Origin of the sequence: Levilactobacillus cerevisiae (assembly GCF_003946245.1) — a bacterium.
Classification (GTDB): Bacteria; Bacillota; Bacilli; order Lactobacillales; family Lactobacillaceae; genus Levilactobacillus; species Levilactobacillus cerevisiae.
Window position 1 is genome coordinate 81,972 of record NZ_RHNN01000012.1, and the last position, 19,309, is coordinate 101,280.

General features: G+C 48.8%; 16 protein-coding genes. 11 read left to right on the top strand and 5 right to left on the bottom strand.

What is annotated here, in order from left to right:
* Positions 1-74 precede the first annotated feature (74 nt).
* Entirely contained in the window at positions 75-899 is an 825-nt protein-coding gene (nudC, locus tag EKM99_RS07625) for an NAD(+) diphosphatase (RefSeq protein WP_125582463.1), read from the top strand.
* Positions 900-1,012: 113 nt separating this feature from the next.
* On the opposite strand, the gene EKM99_RS07630 is transcribed toward nudC, so the two are convergent.
* Positions 1,013-1,366, bottom strand: a complete 354-nt coding sequence (locus EKM99_RS07630) for a helix-turn-helix domain-containing protein (protein WP_125582465.1) — start codon at positions 1,364-1,366, stop codon at positions 1,013-1,015.
* Positions 1,367-1,530: 164 nt separating this feature from the next.
* On the opposite strand from EKM99_RS07630, the gene EKM99_RS07635 reads away from it, so the two are divergent.
* The 8 genes from EKM99_RS07635 (at position 1,531) to EKM99_RS07670 (ending at position 10,871) form a co-directional block, all read left to right on the top strand.
* On the top strand, positions 1,531-1,782 hold the full coding sequence (locus EKM99_RS07635) for a helix-turn-helix transcriptional regulator (RefSeq protein WP_125582467.1): 252 nt from the start codon (positions 1,531-1,533) through the stop codon (positions 1,780-1,782).
* A gap of 775 nt (positions 1,783-2,557) precedes the next feature.
* The gene (locus EKM99_RS07640; RefSeq protein WP_125582469.1) at positions 2,558-3,451 is read left to right on the top strand and encodes a KH domain-containing protein; all 894 of its coding nucleotides are present in this window, start codon (positions 2,558-2,560) and stop codon (positions 3,449-3,451) included.
* A 336-nt stretch (positions 3,452-3,787) separates the two neighbouring features.
* A complete protein-coding gene (gene deoC / locus EKM99_RS07645) occupies positions 3,788-4,477 on the top strand; it encodes a deoxyribose-phosphate aldolase (protein ID WP_125582471.1) in 690 nt (229 codons plus the stop codon).
* A 30-nt stretch (positions 4,478-4,507) separates the two neighbouring features.
* Positions 4,508-5,695, top strand: coding sequence for a phosphopentomutase (locus EKM99_RS07650; protein WP_125582473.1), 1,188 nt, complete (start codon positions 4,508-4,510; stop codon positions 5,693-5,695).
* A 31-nt stretch (positions 5,696-5,726) separates the two neighbouring features.
* Positions 5,727-6,434, top strand: a complete 708-nt coding sequence (gene deoD, locus EKM99_RS07655; RefSeq protein WP_125582475.1) for a purine-nucleoside phosphorylase — start codon at positions 5,727-5,729, stop codon at positions 6,432-6,434.
* A 71-nt stretch (positions 6,435-6,505) separates the two neighbouring features.
* Positions 6,506-7,459, top strand: coding sequence for a sugar-binding transcriptional regulator (locus EKM99_RS07660; RefSeq protein WP_125582477.1), 954 nt, complete (start codon positions 6,506-6,508; stop codon positions 7,457-7,459).
* Positions 7,460-7,499: 40 nt separating this feature from the next.
* The gene (locus EKM99_RS07665) at positions 7,500-8,798 is read left to right on the top strand and encodes a pyrimidine-nucleoside phosphorylase (protein WP_125582479.1); all 1,299 of its coding nucleotides are present in this window, start codon (positions 7,500-7,502) and stop codon (positions 8,796-8,798) included.
* 555 nt (positions 8,799-9,353) lie between these two features.
* Positions 9,354-10,871, top strand: coding sequence for a gamma-glutamylcysteine synthetase (locus EKM99_RS07670; RefSeq protein ID WP_125582481.1), 1,518 nt, complete (start codon positions 9,354-9,356; stop codon positions 10,869-10,871).
* A gap of 151 nt (positions 10,872-11,022) precedes the next feature.
* Here the strand turns inward: EKM99_RS07670 and EKM99_RS07675 are convergent, their stop codons facing one another.
* From EKM99_RS07675 to gnd, 4 genes are all read right to left on the bottom strand, one after another.
* Positions 11,023-12,348 carry an APC family permease gene (locus EKM99_RS07675; protein WP_164511555.1) on the bottom strand — a complete coding sequence of 442 codons (1,326 nt, stop codon included), beginning with the start codon at positions 12,346-12,348 and terminating at the stop codon, positions 11,023-11,025.
* Positions 12,349-12,987: 639 nt separating this feature from the next.
* Positions 12,988-14,346 carry a gluconate:H+ symporter gene (locus EKM99_RS07680; protein WP_125582484.1) on the bottom strand — a complete coding sequence of 453 codons (1,359 nt, stop codon included), beginning with the start codon at positions 14,344-14,346 and terminating at the stop codon, positions 12,988-12,990.
* A gap of 164 nt (positions 14,347-14,510) precedes the next feature.
* Positions 14,511-16,067: a gluconokinase gene (gene gntK / locus EKM99_RS07685; RefSeq protein WP_125582486.1), complete on the bottom strand. Its 1,557-nt coding sequence runs from the start codon at positions 16,065-16,067 to the stop codon at positions 14,511-14,513.
* A 32-nt stretch (positions 16,068-16,099) separates the two neighbouring features.
* Positions 16,100-17,005: a phosphogluconate dehydrogenase (NAD(+)-dependent, decarboxylating) gene (gene gnd / locus EKM99_RS07690; RefSeq protein ID WP_125582488.1), complete on the bottom strand. Its 906-nt coding sequence runs from the start codon at positions 17,003-17,005 to the stop codon at positions 16,100-16,102.
* Positions 17,006-17,443: 438 nt separating this feature from the next.
* On the opposite strand from gnd, the gene EKM99_RS07695 reads away from it, so the two are divergent.
* Both EKM99_RS07695 and EKM99_RS07700 read left to right on the top strand, forming a co-directional pair.
* Entirely contained in the window at positions 17,444-18,268 is an 825-nt protein-coding gene (locus tag EKM99_RS07695) for a MurR/RpiR family transcriptional regulator (protein WP_225419815.1), read from the top strand.
* Between the two features lie 200 nt (positions 18,269-18,468).
* Complete coding sequence (locus EKM99_RS07700; RefSeq protein ID WP_225419816.1) at positions 18,469-19,224, top strand: GH25 family lysozyme; 756 nt, start codon at positions 18,469-18,471, stop codon at positions 19,222-19,224.
* Positions 19,225-19,309 lie beyond the last annotated feature (85 nt).

A 19,309-nucleotide genomic window follows, 5' to 3' on the forward strand; every position in this document is an offset into this window, starting at 1 on the left:
ATTGTAAAGTATCCGAATAGGTGTAAAATGAATCACGATTAGGGCCACAGCAAAGAGAAAGCAGGGAATCCACCATGTTTCAAGATATTAGTCCGCGGGTATTTGATAATCATTACGAAAAACGCCGGCAGCCGGGCGCAACCGATGTCGTGTTAGTTTACGCGAATCGACAGGCTGTGCTGTTTCAAGGCAAACGGTTACCGCAATTTCGGGAAGTCACCAGCAAGTGGCAGGTGCAGCCAGACGAGCTAATGTACCTCTTCAGTATTGATCAGACGGGTTTTTACCTGTTGCGGCGCCAGGTGACCACAGACAGTGACTACCAATACGCGCCTACGTCAGATTTTCAAACCCTCCAACCGGCCTGGTTAGGTTTTGCTGGAGCGACTACCGCGCATTTGGCCTGGTGGTACGAAACGAATCAGTTCTGTGGCCGTTGTGGTCAGCAGATGGTTCCGAATCAGAATCAGCGCGCACTAACCTGTTCCAAGTGTGGGCGTCAGGTCTTTCCCAGCATAGCGCCGGTTGTGGTGGTTGGAGTGACTAAGGGTGATCAGATTCTACTGACCAAGCGTGCGGTTGGTTATGACAAGTATACCTTAATTTCAGGGTTCGCAGAGATTGGCGAGACCTTGGAGGACGCGGTTTGCCGAGAAGTTGCCGAAGAGGTGGGCTTGTCAGTCCATAATATTCGGTACTTCGGTAGCCAACCCTGGGCGTTCTCGGAATCCTTGTTGGTGGGGTTCTTCGCTGAGTTGGATGCAGACGTGCCCATTGCTCTGGAATATGACGAACTGGCGCAAGCCCAATGGTTCCAGCGCGATGAGATGCCGGGTGATGGTGCTAAGTTTATCTTGGCGGCAGCAATGCGCAAGGCTTTTCGTGATCAATGGGACTAAGTGACATTTGAAGACATAACAAAGGCGCCGTGACGTGATGTCATGGCGCCTTTGCGTCTTTCTAAGATTGATAGCTGGAAACCTTGTGGAATGGCTATACTAAGCGTATCCCACTAGACATTCAATTGTGCCCGTAATTGTTGCTGGGCAAAAGTTAAAACGTTTTTCTGGCGTTCTGGAGAAAGCTGTGCGAAGATTGCTTCAAAGCAGGCGTCATTTTCTAACAGGTCTTCACCGTAGCGAGGGTCGATTGCGGATTTATGTATGCTCAAAGCATCAGCCAGCCGCTGGACGTTACCGGGGCTGGGGGTAGAACGCTGGGCGAAGTAGCCGGAAAGGGTAGAGGTTGGAATCCCCGTCTTTTCCGCCAGTTCGGCCTGGGTCATGTCCCGGCTAGCTGTTTTGAGGTTCTGAGCAATAATCCGCCGAATATTGCGTTCAAATGGAGATAATTCATGGCGGGGCACTACGTTCACTCCTTTAACTTAATTCTTTGTAAAACTAGATTATTATCGTCATTATAACGAATTGTCACCAGACAAGCAAACTTGAAACACTCCTGCAATAGACAATTGACAAAACGAATAAACTCGTTTAATATGTGGGAGTGAATTACAAGGAGGAGTCCGTGATGGATAAGGTGCAGATTACACTAGAAGCCGCTCGCCACAATGCGGGATACTCTCAAAAAGAGGCTGCAGCCTGCCTAGGTATCCATTACCAAACGTTGGCAGCTTGGGAACGAGATAGCTCCAATCTTGGCATTAAGACCATTGAACGGTTGTCTCAGCTATACCAAATGCCTAAGAACTATCTCTTTTTCGGCAAGAAAGTCGATTTCATTCATGCAATTCGGCAACGGGCGGCAAAGAGGGTAAATTAACAACCATTTGCGTGGGGACGTCATCAGATTAATCTGGACCCCATAGGAATCTAAATTCGCGAGGGCCAATCCCTGGCGTTTTTTTGTACCCGTAAACTTTTTGCCATGGCTATTATTGACTAGTCGTTCTCACGTGCACTGCTGGGCTACCAATATTTCGGATAACTAAGGCTACGGGATAGGCGCGGGTGTTGATAGGCCAGGTATAGTTGGTGATTTTGCGTAGTGACGGGATAGGTTAGGGAAAACAGAAAGTGTTAGTGAACGCGTTATTTGTGCCACCAGGCTAGTCAGTTGCTGTTGTACTATCGAGTGTTTACGAACGCTGGTAATTAGTGAGGCAATCATTCTGAACTTAGCGGCCGCTAAGTTTGGTGGGGGAGAACCAGGAAACTGATTGCTAGAATAGACGGCAGTGACATTTCTGAATGGCGGAATAGGTGCAATGTGGCATTTAAACTTGGTCAAAATAGTTGCGGGCTAACCTGGTGTTGAAGTGATAATAGCTGATTTCTGCGGGGAAAGCTACTTTAATGCTCAGCAAGACAGGCGGCTGATTTATGATGTGATCAGGGAGGATTGTTCAGTCGGTTCGTCGTAATAATAATTGTTTGCAGAATTATCAGCGGCTCATGAACCATTTATCCCATAGATTGTTTACAAATAATTCTACCGTGGGTAAACTAAAGAGGCTGTGCTCGTTGTCCACTTGTTGGAAAGTGGTGGGGCGTACGTACAAGTTGGCCTCCGAGGAGGCTGTCAGGGGATGGATTGAATGAGAAAAAGTGTTGTTGGTTTACTGATTTTCGGTGGTTTAATGGGTGGTGGCTTAATGCCGCAGACGGCGCATGCTGCAAAAAGCTATCAGATGAATTGGATGCATCCGAGAGCGCACAATACGTTTAAGTTTCGGAAGTCCGGCTACAAGCACTACGCTTACACCCTACATAAGGTCAAACATAACCGGTACCAATTGAAGCGAGCATTTCGTTTAGGGACAATGAAGCGTAAAATTGTTCATCAAGTGAAGGCCATTTCATTGGGTGGAAGAAAGCTTACTGAGTACACGTACGTTACTTACAAGGGCAAAGGTGTGTGGGTTAACACAAAATACTTGACTGGTAGTCGGTCACGGAAGTCGACTGTGAGTCTTCCGGTGATTAACCCCCAGACTGCGCAACAAGTCGTTACACAAAGGGCAAACACGCCGGCAACGCCTAAACAAACGGGAAAAAAGGTAACGACTCCCGGGAGTCAAAGCCCGTCGACGAAGTCTGGAACGACTACAACGACCACGAAGTCCGGAACGACCACGAAGACTGGAACGACTACAAAAACCACAACGGGAAGTAAACTCTACATTAAGGACACCAAGCATTTGTCCTGGCAACAATGGCTGAGTCTACCGAATCTCAAGGGGGAGGTCACGGGGCTAACGTTCTATTACGTCGATGATGTGCCTTACGATGAGGATGGTTTCCCGTATGTCACCCAGAGTATGTTTTCAGTGCCGATGCAAACACGGATTATGAAGAACGACTTCACACCGGCAGCGTACAAGGCGATCACTGATAAATGGGATACTTATTATGTTAGCGAGAAACATGCTTTGTTCTGTCCGACCAACACCGAAGTTGGGCAAGCGATTCGGGATAAGATGCCGGATTAACCTGATTGGGATATGCAAGGTAGTAACTGAATAGCTGTCTGTCGACAGAGAAATTGACTGGGATGACTTTTCCCAGTCTTTTTTTTAAAAATATTTTTCATACAAAAATTAGCCCCTTCAAGGTCCTTGCCCTGAACTAATTAATTTCACAAGTAAAATTGAAAACGCTATCAGGACGGGCTTGGGATAAGTAAAACGATTAACCTAGAAAGTGAAACTTTTCTTGTCGGGTTTTGAACAATCGTGCACAATTTTGAACAGTGGTTCAGGTTGGGGGTTTACAAATGTGCAGCTATCCGGTATGCTATTGATGATAAATGAAAGGGGTTTCATATTATGACATTAACTCGAGCACAATTAGCAAAATACATTGACCACACTAACTTAAAAGCAGATGCAACTGAAGCTAGCATCAAACAGACTTGTGACGAAGCAAAGAAGTACGACACTGCTTCCGTCTGTGTCAACTCTTACTGGATTCCGTTCGTTACTGAGCAATTAAAGAACAGTGACGTTAACCCAATCGCCGTTGTTGGCTTCCCATTAGGGGCAATGGCAACTGATAGCGAAGTCTTCGAAGCTAACAAGGCAATCGATGACGGCGCTGAAGAAATTGACATGGTCATCAACATTGGCGAATTGAAGTCTGGTAACAACGATGTCGTTGAAGCCGACATCAAGGCCTTGGCTGACGCCGTTCATGCCAAGGGTAAGATCTTGAAAGTTATTTTGGAAACTTGCCTCTTGAGCAAGGATGAAATTGTCTTGGGTAGCCAATTGAGTGAAAAGGCCGGCGCTGACTTCGTTAAGACGTCCACTGGATTCTCCACTGCTGGTGCCAAGTTGGATGACGTAAAATTAATGCGTGAGGCCGTTGGCGACCGCTTAGGCGTTAAAGCTTCCGGTGGTGTTCACAGCTGGGACGAAGCCATTGAAATGATCGATGCCGGTGCCTCTCGTTTAGGCGTTAGTGCTACGGTTGCCATCTTGACTGGTGAAGACGCTGGCGAAAAGTCCGGTTACTAGAATTTAATTTGTGAAAGCGGGTATATAGGTATGAAGTTCAAACGCGTTTTTGGATTAGTCATTGATTCAGTTGGTGCAGGGGCCGCTCCCGACGCCGCTAAATATGGAGACGAAGGTGCCGACACCTTAGGCCACATCGGCGAACATTTTGCCGGCAAGCTGGCCTTGCCTAACATGGCTAAGATTGGCTTGTCCAATCTACGAGACACGCCAATCGAAGGCGTTCCCGTTGCCGACGATCCTAAGGCTTACTACGGCAAGATGCGCGAAATCTCAGCCGGTAAGGATTCCATGGATGGTCACTGGGAAATGATGGGCTTGCCCGTTCGCAAAGCCCTGAGCACGTTCCCTAACGGCTTCCCCACTGAAATTATCGAAAAATTGGAAAAGTTCTCTGGCCGTAAAGTCATTGGTAACCGACCAGAATCCGGGACCAAGATTATCGCTGAACTTGGCGAACAACAGATGGCCAAGGGCGACTTGATTGTCTACACCTCTGGCGACTCTGTGATTCAAATCGCTGCACATGAAGACGTGATTCCTTTGGAAGAACTCTACAAGATTTGTGAGTACGCGCGCTCATTGGTCAACGGCCCAGATTACCTGGTTGGCCGGATCATTGCCCGCCCATACGTGGGACCAGACAAGGACCACTTCACTCGGACCGCTAACCGGCGGGACTTCACGTTGGAACCAACTGGTGCGACCGACTTAGACCGTCTGCAAGCTGCTGGCGTTCACGTGGTTGCCGTTGGGAAGACCAACGATATCTTCTCCAGCCACGGAATCGACGAAGGCTACCATAACGAAAGCAACATGGATGGGATGGACCACGTCGATCACGTCATGGCAGAAGACTTTACCGGTTTCTGCTTCATTAACTTAGTTGATTTCGATGCCATGTATGGTCACCGGCGGAATCCAGAAGGTTATGGCCAAGCCCTGATGGACTTCGACAAGCGTTTGGGCACGGTCTTAGACAACATGCATGACGATGACCTACTGATGATCACTGCTGATCATGGGAATGACCCAACCTTCAAAGGTTCCGACCATACCCGTGAACAAGTGCCATTACTGGTTTACTCACCAGGCTTTAAGCAAGGTGGGAGCTTAGGTGTTCGTTCGCCGTTCGCTGACTTTGGCGCAACGGTTCTGGACAACTTTGGCGTGGCTGGTAACGATGAAGGCCACAGTTTCTTGGCAGACTTGAAATAGGTAACCACAACCATTTTAGGAGGAACTAATCATGAGTAACCATATTGAAGCTAAAAAGGGCGAAATTGCTGACACTGTTTTACTCCCCGGGGATCCATTACGGGCAAAGTACATTGCTGAAACCTTCTTAGAAAACCCAGTTTGCTACAACAAGGTTCGGAATTGCTTCGGCTATACCGGGACTTACAAGGGCAAACGGATCTCCGTGCAAGGCACAGGGATGGGGATTCCTTCAATTTCCATTTACACCAACGAACTGATTAGCGAATATGGTGTCAAAACCTTATTCCGGGTGGGGACTTCCGGTGGGATGAGTCCAGACGTACACGTCCGCGACGTGGTTCTGGCACAATCCGCAACCACTGATTCGTCCATCATCCAAAACACCTTTGGCCCTGGGATTTACTACACACCAATCAGTGACTTTGGCTTGTTGGACACGGCCTACCACGTTGCCCAAGACCTGAAGATTCCGGTTCGGGTCGGGAACATTTTGGCCGAAGATCGGTTCTACAATGATGAAATGGATCGGCAAAAGCTGATTGATTACGGCGTGATTGCCACTGAAATGGAATCATCTGCACTCTTCCTGTTAGCTGCGAAGTTCCACGTTCGCGCACTCTCCGTGTTGACCATCAGTAACCACTTGATTACCGGTGAATCAACCACGCCAGAAGAACGGGAAAAGTCATTCAATGATATGATCAAGGTTGCTTTAGACACAGCCGTTAAAGGGTAAGAACTAGCGGGTGCGGACAAATGGGACGCATCCGCTTTTGTTTCACAGAACAGGTAGAGGAGGAAACGGAAATGACGGAGACCACTGAACAGCGACTGGCCCAAGGGCTAACCGTTGCAAAAATGTACTACCAAGCTGATCAGAGTCAAAGTCAGATTGCCCAACGCCTGGGAATTTCCCGGCCGACGGTGTCCCGGCTCCTCCAGTTTGCCAGAGAGCAAGGCTTGGTTCGGATTCAAATCGTCGACCCCGTGCAGGACGTGCAGACGCTGGAGACGGCGTTACGTTCTGCCTACAACGTCGACATCCACGTGGTACCCACGCAACTGACTGCCACCACTGATATTTTGAACGCAGTGGGGGCCTATGCCGCACGCTACCTGGAAGACATTGTGCAGGAACACGACGTCATCGGGATTGGCTGGGGCAAGACTATTTATGCGATCGGCTCTAATTTACAACCCGATACCCTAACCGGTGTCGAGGTCATCCAACTCAAAGGGAGTGTCAGTTACTCGACGGAGCACACCTACGCCTACGAAAGCATCGACGCCTTTGCCAATGCTTTTCACGCGGTGCCCCAGTACTTACCGTTGCCGGTCATCTTCGACCACCAACAAACTAAGGAATTGGTGGAGAAGGAGCGGCACATCCAGTACCTCCTGGAGCTCGGAGAAAAGGCCAATATCGCCATTTATTCGGTCGGTACGGTGCGCAACAATGCACTGGTCTTTCAGTTAGGTTACCTACATGAAGCCGAAAAGGAATCCTTGCAGGCCAATGCGGTGGGAGATATTTTCTCCCGGTACATTGACGAAAATGGTGAGATCGTCAACCCGCAACTGAATGAACGGACCATTGGGATCAATTTAGAAAGTTTGAAACAAAAGGAACACTCAATTCTGGTGGCGGCTGGGGATGCGAAAGTTCCTGCCGTGAAGGCCGCATTGCTGGGCGGCTACCCGAATTGCTTGATTATCGATCAACACGCAGCAGCACAACTACTGAAGAGCACGCCAAAGTAAGCGCGACGTGTCATCCAATTAGAAATGGAGTGGCTGAAACATGAGAATGGTAGACATTATTGATAAGAAACGTAACGGTGGCGAATTAACTAAGGACGAGATTCAAACCTTCGTTGATGGTGTGGTTTCCGGTGAAATTCCTGATTACCAAACCAGTGCCTTCCTAATGGCAACTTACTTCAAGGACATGACCGACGCAGAACGCTCAGAGTTGACCATGGCCATGATGAAGTCTGGGGACCATTTGGACTTATCCAGCATCCCCGGCATCAAAGTCGACAAGCACTCGACCGGTGGTGTGGGTGACAAGACCAGTATTCCATTGGCTCCAATCGTTGCTGCACTGGGCATTCCCGTCCCTATGATTTCTGGTCGTGGCCTGGGTCACACGGGTGGTACCTTGGATAAATTGGAAGCGATTCCAGGATACCAAGTGGAAATCAGCGAAGACGACTTCAAGAAGCAAGTGAAGAATGAAGGCCTTGCCATCGTTGGTGCCACTGGGAACATTGCACCCGCTGACAAGAAGATCTACGCGCTACGTGACGTGACCGATACGGTTGATTCCATTCCATTGATCGCCAGTTCCATCATGAGCAAGAAGATTGCTTCTGGTACCGATGCCTTGGTCATTGATGTGAAGACGGGATCTGGGGCTTTCATGAAGACCTTGGATGATTCCCGTGAATTGGCTGAAGCCTTAGTAGGTATCGGTAAAGGGGTTGGCATGAACTGCATGGCCATCATTTCCGATATGAACCAACCACTGGGGAACGCCATTGGGAACGCCTTGGAAATCAAGGAATCCATCGACCTGTTAAAGGGCGAAGCGCCAGCCGACATCACCGACTTGGTCTTGACCCTGGGTTCCCACATGGTTGTGATGTCTGGTAAGGCAGACGACCTGACCACTGCGCGGGCAATGTGCGAAAAGACCATTGAAGATGGCTCTGCCTTGAAGAAATTTGGGGACATGATTGCTGCGCAAGGCGGCGACCGGAGTGTCATCGAACATCCAGAAATCATGCCACAAGCGAAGTACAAGATTGCGCTGCCAGCTAAGTCTGACGGTGTGGTCAGCAAGGTTGAAGCCGATGAAATGGGTATTGCCGGCATGTTGCTCGGTGGTGGCCGTCAAAAGGCTGATGACAAGCTGGACTACGCGGTTGGGATCATGATGAACAAGAAGATCGGTGACGCCGTTAAGACGGGTGACACACTGCTGACCATCTACAGTAACCGTGAAGACGTTGCGGACATCAAGGATCTGCTTTACAAGAACATTGAAATTAGTGATTCAGCAGAACCAATTACGCTGATTCATGAAACGGTTCGGTAGTTAGAACCAGTAGCTTCATCTCCTAATGAGCCAGTCGGTGTTTTCCTCACCGACTGGCTTTTTTGCGGGATTTTTCTAAAAATGGATCAGAACACTAAAAAATCAGTTACATTGTTTAAACCTGCCGGCTTACCGTTCACCAAATTTAGGCTGGAACGCTGTGGTCAGGACGGCCCAAGCCGAAGAGCGATCTTGGTCCTCGCTTTGAACCGCTCACGCCTACGTAGAGTGTGATCAATCTTTGTGGATAAATTTTGTCAGTCCAGCGATAATCACACTAATGTCACGGTGAAGGACAATCATAATCTCTGGCAGCCGCAGGTGGCAATTTAAATCTAATTTTGTGGTTGAAATGCTTATCAGCTGGGCTGTTCCAGGTGCTCTTGAACTTTTAAGCCCAGAGAATTTTGGTCGGATTCGTGGCCATCAACCGGGGTGATGGGTTACTAACTAAATTTTTTCTAAAAAGTTTGCCAATATCAGTGACACGGACGTCTTTTTTGTTTACACTTTAGGTTAAATCAACCATATTGAAGGTTAGGGGATGTTACCGCCATGCTGGACAATTTATTAGCGGTTATTCGCGAAGAAAATTTATCAGAACAACTTTATCACAGCTTGGTAGGGTTGGAAATTGAAGAACAGCGAATTGACCAGCACGGTCGGTTAAGTCGCCGTCCACACCCGAGTCAATTGGGTTCCCGAACGTTCCACCCGTATTTTCAAACAGATTTCACCGAAAGCCAGTTGGAAGTCATTACGGATCCCAACCCGAACATCGGCGGAACGTTGGACCAACTAGATACGTTTCAAACGGTGGTCTATCGGTCGCTAGAGGGCGATGACCGGATCTGGCCGTTGAGTATGCCACCAGTCATGGATGCGACGGACAAGCAGTTTCTCGTCGACCATTTTGATCGGCCCGCCATTCGGCCTTACCGTGAATACTTGATTAAAAAATACGGCCTGCAACATGGCTGTGTGACTGGCGTGCACGTCAATTACAGTCTGCCGGATCCCGTGATTCATCGGCTGTACAGCCATTATACGGAAGAGTTCAGTTCAATCGTCTCATTTAAGAACGCCCTCTACTTCCGGATTACGCAGAACTTTGTGCGCTACCAATGGTTGTTGACGTACCTGTTTGGCGCCAGTCCAATTGCTGAGAAGGGGTTCTTTGATCCCTTACCAGAGGACCTGCAACGACCGGTGCGGAGTATTCGGAACAGTCGTTATGGCTTCGTCAACTTCCCCCAGGAACAGGTGACCTACACCTCACTGACGGCGCATTTAACCCAGCTACAGGATCGAATTGACGAAGGCACGTATTTCTCCGCACACGAATTCTACGGTCCCGTTCGGATGAAGGGTCAGGCCAACGCACACGATTTTCTCACTGGGGGGATTCAGTACCTGGAACTGCGGGACTTTGACAATACGCCGTTCACGCCCAATGGGGTCAGTCGCCACGCAATGTACTTTTTGAAAATCTTTATGCTATATTTACTAACCCAACCAGCACCAACTGATCCGGCAACTGAGCTGATTGCGGCCCGTGCCAAAAACCAGGCTGTCGCGTTAGAGGAGCCGACGCAACCGACTCAGTATCAGGCGGAGGGCGAGCAAATTTTCCACGAAATGCGGGAAATGGCCAAGGCCTTGCACACGCATGCCGAGCAGTGGGATATTATTGATGACCTGGAAGAGGTCTTGATGCACCCCGAACTGACGCCGGCTGCCAAGATGCTGGATCACGTGGAGGATGGCAGTCTGATGAAGTTTGGTCAGGCAGTCGGCCGCAAGTGGTACCATGAACGCATCAAGGCCAAGACGCTATTGCCTCAGCTGCAACAGCTTAGTGACCATGCACAACGGTTTGTGATGACGGCCTTGCAGGATGGCGTTCGCTTCTACCAGGTGCGTGATGAAAATGGGGATGATCTGTTGATGTTTACCTTTGACGGGGTCACCCAGGTGCTGGAGGATCGCGATACGCGGGTAGCTGACGCCGATGCCCGGTTACGGCAACTCTTCCCTGATTTACCAGCATTACCCGCACCGCTACATTATTAAAGGTAGAGGTGTGATCTGCCTCCTGGGCACACGTTTCAGCGATATAAATTTGAGAATAAGCAGAAAAGCTCTGTAAAACCAAGAAAAGGTTTTACAGAGCTTTTTAGCTTACAGATGACTGTGACAATTGCTTCAGTTAATTTTAGTGTTTTTAGGCTTGCGTGTGTTGGCGCTGGTGCCAGTAGTAGATTGGCAGACCAATGAGTGTGAGTGCCAATCCGGTTACTGCCAGGCCCGTCTCGGTAATGAGCGTCGTGACAACAATGAAAATACCACCAACTAAGGCAATCAGCGGAATCACGGGATAACCCGGAACACGATAGGGGCGTTTCAATTCCGGTTCTGTCTTGCGGAGCTTAAAGACTGCGATAAAAATCAAACAGTTGAAGACCCACATGACAAAGACCAGCATGTCCGTCAAAATATCAAAGCTACCCATGAACATCATCAATAGCGCAATGATAAATTGCACGGTCCCAGCAAAGTAGGGGACGTAGGTTCGGGGGGATAAGCGACGGAAGTATTTTGAAAATGGCAAACTGTCTTCTTCCGCCATCGCAAAGGGTACCCGCATCCCGGTCAGCGTGTAGCCGTTGATGGCGCCGTACACGGAAATGAGAATCCCAATCGTGACTAACTTGCCACCGAACTGGCCGAACAGACGCATGGATGCATCTGCCGCAGCGTTTTGGTTGCCGGCAATCAGATCAATGGGCAACGTCTTCAAGAAGACCAGGTTAACCAAGGTATAAATGACGGTAATCCCAGCTAGACCAATGATAATGGCCCGTGGCAGGTCGCGTTCAGGGTGCTTCATTTCGCCAGCAATGTTCCCAATGCTGATCCAGCCATCGTAGGCAAACATGGTCGCCAGGAGGCTAGAACTGAAGGCACTGCCCCAGTTCAGGTTGCCACCGGTTGTGATGGGCCAGAAGTGAATCGTGGCATTAGCGGGTGCAAATAGGCCAATGCCGACGATGACAATAATTGGAATCAATTTAAAGACTAAGGCAATCGACTGAACAGAGCCACCAACCTTTGCCCCCAGAAAATTCAATCCGGTAATACTCAGCCCACAGATGATGGCGACTGGCAACTGCCAGGCGCTACTCAGATGAAAAAGGGCGACCCACTGTGTCCCGAAAATGATGGATAAGGCTGCAATGTTAGCCGGATAGTAGACCAGCAATTGGGCCCAGCCCATCAAGAAACCCACGGGCTTGCCGTAGGCGTACTCTAGGTAACGCATGGCGCCCCCGGTTCGCGGAATGGCGGCAGCGAGCTCTGCACTGGTCAGACCGGCACAGATGGTCAGCAGGCCCCCTAAAATCCAGGCGACCAGTGTCATGTTAGCGGAGTGGTTGGCAGCCACAACGCTAGCGGTCTTAAAGAACACCCCACCACCGATGACGGTTCCCATCACGGTGGCCAGGGCGGTAAACGTGCCGATTTCTCGGCGTAACTCCTTTGCCAAAATGTTGACTCCTCTCTCTGCTCTCAAATGACTGATTCAACTATTATATCACTTACAATTGCGGTTGTGTTAGGTGGGATTAGTTGTTTCTGTGATTGGTGGTAGAAAGCTGCAACATTGTCTAAACCTGCCGGCTTACCGTTCGCCAAATTTAGGCTGGAACGCTGTGGGCAGGACGCTGGCAGCCTGTGAGGCGGTCTGCCAGCTCACTTTGAACCGCACAAACCGCGTTTCAAAGTCGTCATTTTCCAAGAAGGCCACGTGGAAAATCCCACGGCTGAGCCTAAATTTGACTCACTCACGCCTACATAGACAGTGTTCAATTATTCTGGATAAACGTTGCCAGTCCAGCGATTAGCTCATCAATATCATGGAAAAAGCAATCACAACCGGAGGAGGCCAGAGGTGGAACCAGCTTACACCGTGGGACGTGTTTGGAGACTGACGGTTCTGGTCAGGCTTCAAACCGAGCCGGAGGACCGCTCCTCAGGCCGTAGGCGGTCCCCATAGCAGCCGGAATCTCTGGCAGCCGCAGGTGACTGATTTCATCCGACTTAGTGACAGTGTTGACAGAACAAAAAAATCCGCCACCCAAGCAGGGCAGCGGACCGATTGACGCTCGAATTAATTGTCAGAAAAATTCTAGTGGAACGCCATGTTCAGGAGCAGAACAATCAGGATACCCACGATGGAAATCACAGTTTCCAGCACGGTCCAAATGCTCAACGTTTGCTTAACAGTCAAATCGAAGTATTCACGGAACATCCAGAACCCGGCATCGTTCACGTGAGAAGCGGCTAAGGAACCGGCACCAATGGCCAGAACCATCAGGGCAGGGTCAACACCGGATTGGGCCATCAGTGGCGCCACAATCCCGGCAGCGGTCAAAGCAGAGACCGTAGCGGAACCTAAGGCAACACGGAGGACAACGGCGACTAACCACCCTAAGATCAGTGGGGACATGTTGGAGTCGATGAAGAGTTTCGCAACTTCTTTACCAACACCACCATCGATGAGGACTTGTTTAAAGGCCCCACCACCACCGATAACTAACAGCAGCATTGCAATGGACTTAACGGCGTTTTCCAAGGTAGCCATGATGTCAGCGGTCTTACGCTTACGACCCCAACCCATGGTAAACATGGCAACCATCAGAGAGATTAACATCGCAATGGCTGGGTCACCAATCAAGGCAACGATTTGGTCCAACATGGTTGCGTTCTTGGTAGGTGTTGCCCCACCGTCGACCGTCATCTTGTAGATAGTCGTGATGGCCATCAGGATAACGGGGAAGAGGGAAGTCAGAACGGACAGGCCAAAGCTAGGAGCTTCGGAAGGCTTGAAGGTTTTAACTTCACCCAGGGAAGATAAGTTTCCCTTACGCTGAAAGGCCTCTGGTGCAAATTTTTGCGCCAATTTGGTAAACATAGGCCCAGCAACGATGGCTGCAGGAATTGCAACAACTAAACCGAATAGGAGGACCTTACCATCATTGGCACCCAAAACTTGTGCAATCGCAACTGGTGCTGGGTGAGGTGGTAAGAACCCGTGGGTAACGGACAAGGCGGCTGCCATGGAAATCCCTAAGTACAGGATTGGCACATCAGCTTCAACGGCGATGGCAAAGACGATAGGAATTAACAGAACCATCCCAACTTCGAAGAATAACGCGATCCCAAGAATGAATGAAGCAAGCATAATAGCTAATTGGAGGCGTTTCTTACCGAATTTGTCAATCAGTGTCGTGGCAATAACGTAAGCCCCACCGGCATCGGCAACTAACCGACCCAGCATTGCCCCGAAACCGAAGACCAAGGAGAGTTCGCCAAGTTGGCTACCAATCCCAGTTTCGATTGTGGTGGCAATCGTGGTGAGGTTCATGCCCAACAGCATGGCTGTCAGGACAGAAGTTAAGATCAGAGAGACAAAGGTGTTGATTTTGAAGCGAATAATGAGGACCAGTAAGAAAATGACCCCGATAAGTAAAGCTAGAAGTTCCATTGGAAGTAAGCCCTTTCATTGAGTGAATTTTGAAAAGCCAACGTATAATCGTTGGCTTCCCAATGTAAGTACACACATTGTACGTTATTGTCGTCAATTTGTATACCATTAAGTTTCAAAAAAGATGAGTTTATTAGTTTAGTTTTCTGAAAAGACTAGACCAATTACTTTTTCTTATTTTCTTGTGGATGAACGTGTGTCCGTTGGTACTCAGCGATATTCTTGTATTCGGATTGTAATTGCCGACTAAGGCGAATGTAAATCGGAACCAAGGCCCGGTAAGCGTCATACGTTTCTGGGTTGGGATGATGGACGTTAGAAACGCCGATGAAGTTCTTCACAGCGGAGAGGTCATCAATCATACCTAATGCGTACATTCCAAGCGTTGCGGCACCCAGAGCAGTTCCTTCAGGACTTTCTGGGATGGTAACGTCTTGTTCAAAAATATCAGCGAGCATTTGCCGCCAGAGCGCTGAACGGGCAAAACCACCAGTTGCTTGAATGCTAGATGGCTTGCCAACAACTTCTTCGAGCGCGAGCATCACGGTGTACAGGTTGTAGACAATCCCTTCCAGGGCTGCCCGAACCATGTGGGCCCGTGAATGGGTCCGCGTCAAACCGAAGAAGGAACCCCGCGCGTTTGCATCCCAGATAGGGGCCCGTTCGCCACCCAAGAAGGGATGGAAGATCAGACCATCGGAACCAGCAGGGACTTTCGAAGCGATTTCCGTTAAGAGATCGTAGGAGTCGACATGCATCTGTTCAGCCGTTAACTTTTCTGGTGCAAAGAGTTGGTCACGGACCCAACGGAAGACAATCCCACCGTTGTTAACGGGTCCACCGACAACCCAGTGGTCTTTTGAAAGGTAGTAGCAGAAGACCCGGCCCTTAGGGTCAATCTTCGGCTTATCAGTGACGACCCGGACGGCACCGGATGTCCCAATGGTCACGGCCACAACACCAGGCTTGATGGCGTTAACGCCTAAGTTGGCGAGGGGACCATCGGAAGCACCCATAATAAAGGGAGTTTGTGGGTCCATACCAATGACGCCGGCGTAATCGGCTTGCATGCCGGTGATTTGGTCAGTTGTGTCGACCAATTTTGGCAATTGGTCACGGGTAATTCCAGCAACTTCCAAGGCTTGGTCGTCCCAGTCCATCTTAAAGATGTTGAACAGACCAGTGGCGTTGGCAATGGAGTAGTCTTCTTGGAGAACGCCGAATAACTTGTAGATCACGTATTCCTTGATGCCGACGAACCAACGGGCTTGGTTGAACAAGTCCGGTTGGTCATTGCGCAACCAAATTAATTTGCTGAGCGGTGTCATTGGGTGAATTGGTGTCCCGGTCTTTTCGTAAAGTTGCTTACCTACACCGTTCTCACGTAATTCATCCGCATATTTCACTGCCCGGTTATCAGCCCAGGTAATTGCCCGCGTTAACGGCTTGTGGTCCTCATCTAACAGAATCAGACTGTGCATGGCAGCAGAGAAAGACACGCCTTGTAGCTTGCCATTCTTTAAATCTGCCTTCCGTATAACCGTGGTTAACCCATCGATGATGGCGGAGAAAATCTCATCTGGATCTTCTTCAGCCATATCAGGCACATCTTGATAGAGGGGATACAGGTTGTTTGAATAACCTTGCATCTTACCCGCAGTATCATACAATACGGTCTTGACACTGGTTGTACCAATATCGACCCCAATCATGTAGTCCATAGAGCTCTTCCTTTCGTGTCGCTAATTAAAAATTATTTTCCAGCTTTGTCCATTGCGTGGCCACCAAAACCGTTACGTAAAGCTGAAACAACTTTACCAGTGAAGGTGTCGTCTTGCATTGAACGGTAACGCATCATTAAGGACAATGCGATAACTGGTGTTGGAACTTGGCTGTCCAAGCCTTCTTGAACAGTCCATTGGCCTTCACCAGAAGCGTGCATGCGGCCGGCGATGTTTTCAAGCTCAGGATCCTTGGCAAATTGTTCTTCGGCTAATTCCATGAGCCAGCCACGGATAACGGAACCATGACTCCAAACCTTAGCAACGGCTTCGTTGTCGTAGTCGAACTTGGAAGCTTCGAGGACTTCGAAACCTTCAGCAATGGCTTGCATTTGGCCGTATTCGATACCATTGTGGACCATCTTCAAGTAGTGACCTGAAGCGGCTGGACCAGTGTAAAGGTAACCATCTTTTTCGGAAATGTCATCGTATAAAGGACGAATCGTTTCGAAGGCTTCCTTGTTATCCCCACCAATCATGAAGTTACCGTGTGAACGTGCACCTTCCATACCACCGGAAGTCCCACAGTCAAAGAAGTCAATCCCTTTGGCCTTTAAGATTTCGTTGTGACGAAGAGAATCCTTGTAGTAAGAGTTCCCGCCATCAATCAAGATGTCGCCCTTACCGAGCAACGTGCTTAATGATTCGATCGTAGCATCGGTTGGCTTGCCGGCTGGAACCATAACCCAAACAATTTTAGGTGAAGGTAACTTGGAAACCATGTCTTCTAAGCTGTCGGCGCCTTCAGCACCTGCAGCTACTGCCTTGTCGACAAAATCTTTGTTTAAATCAAAACCAACGATTTCGTGGTTGTGATCCATAGCGTTTTCTGCGAGGCTAAGACCCATCTTACCTAAACCAATTAATCCGAGTTTCATGAAATAATCTCCTTTGCATTATGCGAAATTTTTCTGACAACGCTATTATATGAAAAAAAGTTTCACATTTCAAGGCTTTTGATGTAAAATATTTACAAATATAGAAATAAATTTTAACAAGCGGCTTAGTCAGGCAACGGTAATTGCTTTAGACTGCAGTTTTTCGCTGATTAATGCCATTTGAAAAAATTTTTTACCAAAACCACGAACAGTCAGAATAGCAATTAAAAATGACCGACAACCCTATGATAACGGCTAATCGATTTACTGGCGATTAATCTAAGGGATAAGTCCTTCGTTTGGTTAATGACCAAACCTTGGGTGCGGGTTACCTGATAAAAAGAATGTCAGAATTCTGAGATGGTGGATTGGTGGACGGAACTAAACAGAAAGGGGGCGGCAATCATCGCACGCTCAACTATTGGTAAGATCCGGGGAATGTACGATCAATTGTCTCCAACCGAGAAGAAAGTGGCGACGCTGGCTTTAGATAATGCTAGTGTCGTTAGTGAAATGACGATTAAAGAATTATCCAGTGCCACCGGCGTTTCGACGGCGACAATTTCTCGATTTGTGAAGCGCATGGACTATGCCAATTACCGGGAATTTACCATGGCATTGGCGCATTTGGCGGTTGAAGATGCGCCACAAATAAGTTCCTTCCCAGAGTTGGGAGAGGGTGATTCTCTATCCACCATCGCCAGTAAAACTTTCCACTATACAATTCATTCGTTGGAGGCGACCAATGAAGCGTTGAGCGAACACGAACTGGCCCGTGCGGTATTGAAATTAATTCATGCCAAGTCGGTCACGTTCTTTGGTCTGGGTGGCTCGTCGATTGCTGCCTTGGATGGCTTCCATAAATTTTTAAGAACTTCACTGAATGTTGCCTACTATCCCGACTATGACATTCAACTGATGCAGGCGGCTAAGCTGGGTAAGGATGACTGTGCAGTCGTAATTTCACACTCTGGTCGGAACCACGAGACCTTGAAGATTGCAGAAGAGCTCGCCCAAAATGGCGTGACAATCATTGCCATCACGAGTTACAGTGGGTCACCTTTAGCCCAAACCGCAGACGTCTCTTTCCTATCATTGACGGACGAAGTGAATTATCGGTCAGAGGGGATGTATTCACTAATCTCGCAACTGGCAATTCTGGACAGTCTCTTCATGATGACCGTGTTGCGAATTTCCTCGCGAACGGATCAAACGTTAAGCAAGGTTCGCGACGTGATTGAGCAGACGCGACATGAATCTTAAATTTACTAATAAAACTCAGAAAGTAACGCAGGCCGTGGCAGTTGTCACAGCCTGTTTTGTTTTGTACGTAGAGACAGGTCGGTTCAGCAATTTCAGCTAATGACGGGACCAGTTGTCACCGAAACGACTCTAGTTTCTCCCTCATGGCATGGTATAATAGAATCTAAATTTGTGAAGCGAAGGAGAACGGGTGACTGACGGTGAAACGACGCGATTATCAACCCATTTATGAAAATACGTACCACCGTCATCATCGCCGGCGGTGGTGGCTGTTGCTAGGCCTAATGCTAGTGCTGGTTGCCGGTGGTTTAGGCTGGAGTCGGTGGCAGGCTCATCAAAAGCAACAATTGGCCAACTACCCGGTTCGCGGGGTGACCATCAACCAAGACAGTGGGTACCTCGACTTTCAGCAATTGGCAAACCATACCGATTTTGCTTACTTGCAGGCAACGTCCGGGGCGACCTATACCGACGATGACTTCAGCGATAATTATTCGCGGTCACAAGGTGCCTCCCTCAAGGTGGGGGTCGTTCATACGTTTAGTTTCACCAGTTCTGCCGCTCGTCAGTATCGCCATTTTCACGAAACGGTTGGCCAGAATACCGGGACTTTGCCGATCATGGTCGCGGTGAGTTACTATGGTAAATACAACGGCAACAGCGCTGACATGGCGACGCAGGGGCAGAAGCTCAAGCAGTTGGTGAGTCAGCTGGAATGGTACCATCAAGGGGTCATTATTTTTGGTACGAAACAAGTGATCAACCAATTTGTGCGACCGGTGTTGCCCAATCAAGATTATTGGGTCGCCGGTGGCAAACTAGCTGGGCATAGCAGTCAAGTTAAGCTGATTGAGTACGACGCTAGCGGAAGCGTCACACAAAATGGCCAATCACTACCGGTGGCACGTTCGGTCTTTAATGGAACAACTCGCGCCTGGAAAAAATTTAGTGATTAGAAAAAGAGGGTTCTAAAATATCTGTTGTTGGTAATCAAATGAATTTGATTACTGGCAACGGATATTTTTGTATAATCAAAGAATG